Source organism: Microcystis sp. LEGE 00066, from assembly GCF_015207925.1.
Taxonomy (GTDB): domain Bacteria; phylum Cyanobacteriota; class Cyanobacteriia; order Cyanobacteriales; family Microcystaceae; genus Microcystis; species Microcystis ichthyoblabe_A.
Map to the genome: position 1 here is coordinate 26,747 of NZ_JADEVX010000026.1, position 7,369 is coordinate 34,115.

The following is a 7,369-nucleotide window of genomic DNA, read 5'->3' on the forward strand; positions in this document are numbered from 1 at the left end:
TTTATGTTCAATTATCGCGGCAAAACAGCATTAATCACGGGAGCATCATCTGGGATTGGCGAGATATTCGCCCGCGAGCTTGCTAAACGTGGCATGAATCTCATTTTAGTAGCACGAACCGAAGAAAAACTACGCACAATAGCAACCGATCTTTATCAAGTTTACGGTGTCCGCACTGAAGTAATTGTTGTCGATCTAAGTCGTGAAAATGCTGCTCAGGACGTTTTCAGCGCTGTCGAGGAAAAGGCACTTACTGTAGATTTACTTGTTAATAATGCCGGGTTTCTTAACTATGCGCCCTTCGAGCAAATTCCCCTTGAGCAAGATCGCGCACAGGTGATGGTTAACGTAGTGGCTTTAGTTGATTTAACCCATAAATTTATCCCAGGAATGCTGGCTAAAGGGGAAGGAGCGGTAATCAATTTATCCTCTAGTGGAGCCTTTCAGCCCATGCCTTACATGGCCGTTTATGGAGCGAGTAAGGCGTTCGTCCTCTCCTTTAGTGAAGCGCTTTGGGCTGAGTATCGCCATCGAGGACTAAGGGTTTTAGCACTCTGTCCTGGACCGACAGCAACACGGTCTTTAGTTAAGATATTTGATGATGGGAGTGCCACCTCTCCTCAGCGGGTGGTAGCAGTTGCTCTCAAAGCTCTTGAAGACGGGCGCAATTATGTCATTCCCGGACTAAAAAATTACTGGCTTGCTAACAGCATTCCTCGCTTAATGCCACGCAATATAACCGTGCAAATCTTGGAACGAATAACTCGACCGAGAAGAAAAGACCTCAATGAAACCAGATAATTAAAGAGAGTAAAGCTTCTTATGAAATCTCAGCTTTTTGTCAAACCAACTAATTGGCTACTTATTACCTGTCTCACCATCGGGACTATGGCAAGTGGCGCTGTAGCGACTTATTCAATTTGGCGCTATCAATCTTTAAAAACAACATCCCCGGCTGTCGCTTCCACTACTCCGAGAAAGCCTAAAGCCGTGGCGGCTTTAGGCTATGTAGAACCGGCGGGAGAAACAATCAAGATTTCTGCTGCTGCTTTTATGGAAGGGTCTCGCCTTGATAAACTGTTGGTAAAGCAGGGAGAGCAGGTTGACGCTGGACAAGTTTTGGCTATCCTCGACAGTCGGGACAGACTCCAAGCAGCACTGAAACAAGCACAAGACCAAGTTCGCATTGCTCAATCTCTTTTAACTCAGGTGAAAGCTGGCGCAAAACAGGGGGATATTATTGCCCAAAATGCCAGATTTGAAGGGACTCGCTCCGAATTAGAAGGACAGATTACCACCCAAAGAGCTACTATTGCCAGTTTAACGGCTCAATTACAAGGGGAAAAAATGGCTCAATACGCCACTATTGAGCGGATTAAAGCTGAGTTTCACAATGCACAAAAAGATTGTCAGCGTTACCATACTCTATACGAAGAAGGTGCGGTCTCAGAGCAAGAACGCGATCGCTTCTGTCTGATGGCTCAAACTAGCCAAGAAAGTCTGCGAGAAGCCAACGCTAATTTAAGTCGAATTGTCACCACTCTAACCGCAAGAATTGATGAAGCTAAAGCTAATCTTCAGCGCACGGTAGCAACTCTAGATCAGAAAATCAAAGAAAACCAAGCGACCTTAGATGCGGTTGCGGAAGTCCGTCCCGTAGATGTTGAAGTTGCTCAATCCCAATTAATCGCCGCTAAAAGTGCTGTCCAAAAAGCAAAAGCTGATTTAGATTTAGCTTTTGTCAAAGCTCCCAAAGCGGGACAAATTCTCAAAATTTATACTTGGCCCGGTGAATTAATTGGTGATAAAGGCATCCTCGATCTCGGTCAAACCAGTCAAATGTACGTCACTAGCGAAGTTTATGAAACAGATGTGAGTCGGGTTAAACTAGGACAACGGGCAAAAATTACCACCGATGGATTGATTGGGGAACTAAGGGGAACCGTCGCTGAAATTGGCTTACAAATTGGCAAAAAAGATGTCTTGGGTACCGATCCAGTTGCTGATGCAGATGCGCGAGTGGTGGAAGTCAAAATTCGTCTCGATCCATCTTCTAGTAAGAAAGTGGCTAACTTGACTAATTTACAAGTCAATGTGGTGATCGATACGAACAAAACTAATCTTTAAAAGAGCTATCGAAAAATTATAACCCAATCACAGCTGGCTTTTAGGTTGTGCGCTAACTAAATAGTTCTATATATGAAATGAATATCTATTTAGTTAAATTTCTTATCTAGCAAGACTTTTAGCCTTGAGATAATGTTAGGTCGAAGTCTCAAATAAGGAGTAGTATTTGTCAACAAGTCAGCCGCGAGCAATCTAGAATCTTTAGGAGGAGCAAAAGATGAAAATATTCCACGGGAAGTTACCGACAGCTTGGTTGCAATTACGCTACCAAAAAACCAGGTTACTGGTGGCTCTATCGGGGGTTATTTTTGCGGTTGTAATTGTCTTTATGCAATTGGGGATTCGGGATGCTTTGTTTGATAGTGCTGTTCGGCTTCACGAAGCTCTACAAGGGGACTGTTTTTTAATTAGTCCTCGTACTACTTCACTGATTGGCATGGAAAGTTTTCCTCAACGGCGATTACTCCAAACCTTGGCTTTTGAAGAAGTAGATTTTGTCAGCCCGATTTATTTAGATTTTGCTCAGTGGAAAAACCCTGAAACTCGTAATTATTGGCGTAATATATTCGTGATTGGATTTGATCTTAAACATTTGGCATTTGATTTACCCGGTCTCGCAGAAAATATGGATCTATTAAAACTTCCCGATCAAGTTTTATTTGATCAAGATTCTCGCTCTGAATTTGGTCCTATTGTTGCTGATTTTGAAAAAAAGGGATCGGTTATTACTGAGGTTAGCAATAAGGGTAACAACCGCAAAATAGAAGTCGCTGGCTTATTTAAACTGGGAACTTCTTTTGGTTCAGATGGTAATTTAATCATGAGCCATTTGAATTTTTTAAGAATTTTTAGCAACCGTTCTGATGGATTAATTAATATTGGCTTAATTCGTCTAAAACCAGGAACTAATATCAATAAATTTATCGAAGATATTCAAGCATATTTACCTCATGATATTAAAGTTTTATCAAAGCAACAGTTGATTCAATTTGAGAAGAATTATTGGCAAAGTAGTACGGCGATTGGTTTCATTTTTAATTTAGGTGTTATCCTGGGAATTATTGTTGGAATTGTCGTTGTCTATCAAATTCTCTATACAAATGTTTCGGAACATCTTTCAGAATACGCCACCCTAAAAGCGATGGGCTATCGTCATAGCTATCTCTTATCAATGGTTTTACAACAGGCTTTTTTAATTGCTGTTCTCGGATATATTCCAGGTTTTTTGATCGCTAATATTCAATATGAGTTTACTAAAAATGCCACCTTATTACCTGTCAATATGTCGCTTGATCGAGCGGTTTTTGTCTTTATCTTAACCTTAGTCATGGCCTTCGTTTCAGGAGCCACTGCTGTTAAAAAATTGCAAGATGCCGATCCAGCCGATATTTTTTAGAAAAAAGAAACAAATATCTATACCTCATCTCAAGGAAAGAGGCTGTCTATGGACATTATTGATATTCAAAACCTCAATCACTATTTCGGTCAAGGAACGCTGAAAAAACAAGTTCTTTTTCAGATCAACTTAAAAATCACAGAGGGAGAGATCGTTATTTTAACTGGCCCCTCTGGTTCTGGAAAAACAACCTTACTATCCTTAATCGGTGGCCTACGCTCTGTTCAAGAAGGAAGCTTACAGCATTTTGAAAAAGAATTACGGGGGGCTAGTGAAGAACAATTAGTCCAAACCCGCCGTCAAATTGGTTATATTTTTCAAGCCCATAATTTGTTACCCTTTCTAACCGCAAGACAGAATGTACAAATGTCGATCGAGCTTCAGGAACATCTCGGCGGACGGGAAACAGAAGAACGCGCTGCTTTGATATTAGAAAAAGTCGGCTTAGGACATCGGATCGACTATTATCCAGATAGCTTATCCGGGGGACAAAAGCAAAGGGTAGCGATCGCACGAGCTTTGGCCGGTAATCCCCCATTAGTTTTAGCCGATGAACCAACAGCCGCCCTCGATAGTAAAACGGGACGAGACGTGGTGAATTTGATGCAACGTTTAGCCAAAGAACAGAGCCGTACTATTGTACTCGTTACCCACGATAATCGGATTTTAGATATTGCTGATCGCATTGTTCACATGGAAGATGGACGCTTGTGCAGTTGCTAATAGCCATCTAGAGAAAACTCAGAAAAGGCGCTCCTCAGCTTTTCGGCTAAGACTGGGATACCTCCACCGATAGATTCTGACACCAAATCTGTTTTTAATTGAGGAAACAACTTTTTTGTCTTAGCCTTAGTGGGAAGCTATTATATTTTCATGCTTGGCGGTGCCAACTTTGGCATCGAGAAGATCTCCTGAATCCTGAAAATGCAATCCCTAGACTTTACCACCCTCAGTGCCACTTGTGCCGAAATTGCCGCCCCTTGGCTACCAGCCAGATTAGAACAAGTGTATCAAATTGATCGCCAAACCATCGCCCTCCATTTACGAACCTTCGATCGCAAGGGATGGTTAATTATTTCTTGGCATCCCCAAGGGGCGCGGCTGCATATTGGTGATCCACCGCCGAAAGTCCCTGATACCTTCACTTTCAGCGATCAATTGCGTCATCAACTCAATGGTTTTGCCCTGACAAAATTAGCATTTGTTGCCCCGTGGGAAAGAGTCATTGATCTGCAATTTGCCAAACGTCCCGATGATCCGGCGCTGTGGCATTTGTATATAGAAATTATGGGCAAATATAGCAATGTCATTTTAACTGCGGCTGACAATCAAATTGTCACCGTTGCCCATCAAGTTAATGCTACCCAGTCTAGTGTTCGCACCGTACAAACGGGACAAATCTATCAACTACCCCCCGTTTTATTGGCAACAGACCCCAGTTTAGAAGAATCCTTGAGCAGTTGGCAAGCGAGAGTTAGTTTAATCCCTAAAACTATCGAAAAACAGTTAGTTAGTACCTATCGTGGGGTTAGTCCCGTCATCGCTCGCTCGATGTTGCAAAAAGCCAAAATTAACCCAAAATTAAACACGGATCAGTTAGATAATACTGATTGGGAAAAGCTCTTTTCAGCTTGGCAAGAATGGTTAAAAATCCTTGAAAATAAAACCTTTCAACCGGGATGGACAAGCGAAGGTTATACAGTTATCGGTGGGGAGATGCTGGCAGCGGCTAAAAATGTCCAAGAATTATTAAACCGTTATTATAGCGACCAAATTAATCAAGAAAACTTTCGACAACTACAGCAAAAGTTAAATCAAAAAATCACATCTTTACTGACTAAACTGCAAACTAAAGCGGCGGGATTTCAAACAAGACTAGCAGAATCTGCTCATGCTGATCGCTATAAAGAGCAGGGGGATTTATTAATGGCCCATCTGCAGCAAATACAGCAGGGAATGACTAGCATTACTTTGGTGGATTTTCAGACAGGAAAACCTGTCATTATTCCTCTCGATCCCGAAAGAAATCCCGTGCAGAATGCCCAATATTTGTATAAACAACATCAGAAATTAAAAAGGGCCCGGTTAGCGGTGGAACCTTTATTAGAGGAAGTGGTCAGTGAAATTAATTATCTTGAACAGGTGCGATCGAGTTTAAGTCAACTAGAAAATTATAGCAGCAGCGAAGATTTAGAGGCATTAGACGAGATACAAGAAGAATTAATCCAACAGAAGTATCTAGAAAGCAATTACCAGCGTAATCGGGCGAATAACAAAGAATCCGAACCCATGCGCTTTACTACTCCCTCTGGAGTCGAATTATGGATTGGCAGAAATAACCGTCAAAATGATCGGCTAACTTTTCGTAGTGCCAGCGATTACGATATCTGGTTTCATAGCCAAGAAATCCCTGGTAGTCACGTTTTACTGCGTTTAAGTCCCGGTACAGTTCCAGAAGCCGCCGATCTGCAATTTGCCGCCGATTACGCCGCTTATTATAGCCGCGCTCGCCATAGTGAACAGGTTCCCGTTGTCTATACCCGTCCTAAATACGTCTATAAACCCAAGGGCGCAAAGCCCGGTATGGTGGTTTACAAACAGGAAACAGTAATCTGGGGCTGTCCTCAGAGGGTTGAGGATTACCGCAAAAAATAATTTTTTACCAAATTGTTTACTTTTTTTTACACAAAATGGGTATTGTCTGTTACAATTTTTACTAGAGAGATAAATGCAGTTCAGGCGCTTGGGAACGCAAGAACTATATTTCCTCAGATTACAACAACAAACAACAGCAAACCAGTGGTAGCAGCCGATAGTCGGGGGAAAGACACAAAAAACCGACTATTTAGGTGATATTAAAGCGACCACTGGTATTTTATCTTAACCTAACCGGTTCTGTAACTCCGTGATCGTCCCCGTCTCACATTTTGTAATGGTGCAAAATTAATTTCCATTCAGCCAGAAGTATAACCTAAATTAGGGCTTGCTGAATAATGGTAAAACCCTTTTTAATCTTTCAATAGGATTAGTTTGATCGAAAATTTGGGTACAAACCCTTCCTTTAGTGTAGGGTTGGGCGGCTCCACTTAAATATATATTGTCAACTTAAAGAATTTTGTGCTAAGATATTGATACTCGGTCGAGCAGTGTCAAAATGTTTGTGCTAGAATACAAGGTTAAGCCAAAACCTAATCAGATAGAAGCCATTAACGAAGCAATACGGACAACCCAATTTGTTCGGAATAAAGTTCTGCGTTATTGGATGGATAATCAGGGTGTTGGCAAAACAGAGTTATTTCGGTACAACACAGCATTAAGAAAAGAGTTTAAATTTGTTGATGATTTAAACTCCCATGCTTGCCAGACTGCCGTAGAAAGAACCTTGCGGGCAATTACTCGGTTTTACGATAATTGCCAAAATAAAGTTAAAGGAAAGAAAAACTACCCTAAGTTTAAAAAACATTCTCGTTCTGTTGAGTATAAAGTATCTGGATGGAAACTATCAAAAGATAAACGTCATATTACCTTTGGCTCTTCGTTACTTGGTATGGTTCGATAGGGGGGCATAAATCGACTAAATCCTTATCTGGCAAGGTATTTAATTGATTAGTTCGCTCTAGATCGAAAATAATTGACAAAAATCGCTAAATGCCTTTCTATATAGGGGTTCCATCCCTTATAACCCCCGTTCATTGCATAACACAAACCGAAGAGCCTTACCTTTACAGACAAAAAAGGTATTGGCACTCTTAAACTGATTGGCTCTAGAGATATTAATTATTATCAACCAGACCAGATTAAACGGGTAAGAATCCTTAATCGTGCCGATGGTTATTATGTGCAGTT

Annotated in this window: 5 protein-coding genes and 1 pseudogene; all 6 read left to right on the forward strand. The window is 41.3% G+C overall.

Annotation, left to right across the window (positions count from 1 at the left end):
- Positions 1 to 3: 3 nt before the first annotated feature.
- Complete coding sequence (locus IQ224_RS05955; RefSeq protein ID WP_002740842.1) at positions 4 to 801, forward strand: SDR family oxidoreductase; 798 nt, start codon at positions 4 to 6, stop codon at positions 799 to 801.
- A gap of 21 nt (positions 802 to 822) precedes the next feature.
- On the forward strand, positions 823 to 2,127 hold the full coding sequence (locus IQ224_RS05960; protein WP_002740841.1) for an ABC exporter membrane fusion protein: 1,305 nt from the start codon (positions 823 to 825) through the stop codon (positions 2,125 to 2,127).
- 217 nt (positions 2,128 to 2,344) lie between these two features.
- Positions 2,345 to 3,523: an ABC transporter permease DevC gene (gene devC, locus IQ224_RS05965; RefSeq protein WP_002740839.1), complete on the forward strand. Its 1,179-nt coding sequence runs from the start codon at positions 2,345 to 2,347 to the stop codon at positions 3,521 to 3,523.
- Between the two features lie 48 nt (positions 3,524 to 3,571).
- Positions 3,572 to 4,246 carry a DevA family ABC transporter ATP-binding protein gene (locus tag IQ224_RS05970; RefSeq protein WP_002740837.1) on the forward strand — a complete coding sequence of 225 codons (675 nt, stop codon included), beginning with the start codon at positions 3,572 to 3,574 and terminating at the stop codon, positions 4,244 to 4,246.
- Positions 4,247 to 4,447: 201 nt separating this feature from the next.
- Entirely contained in the window at positions 4,448 to 6,178 is a 1,731-nt protein-coding gene (locus tag IQ224_RS05975; protein ID WP_002740835.1) for an NFACT family protein, read from the forward strand.
- Between the two features lie 499 nt (positions 6,179 to 6,677).
- Positions 6,678 to 7,052, forward strand: a pseudogene (locus tag IQ224_RS05980) (RNA-guided endonuclease TnpB family protein); the annotation flags it as partial.
- Between the last annotated feature and the right edge of the window lie 317 nt (positions 7,053 to 7,369).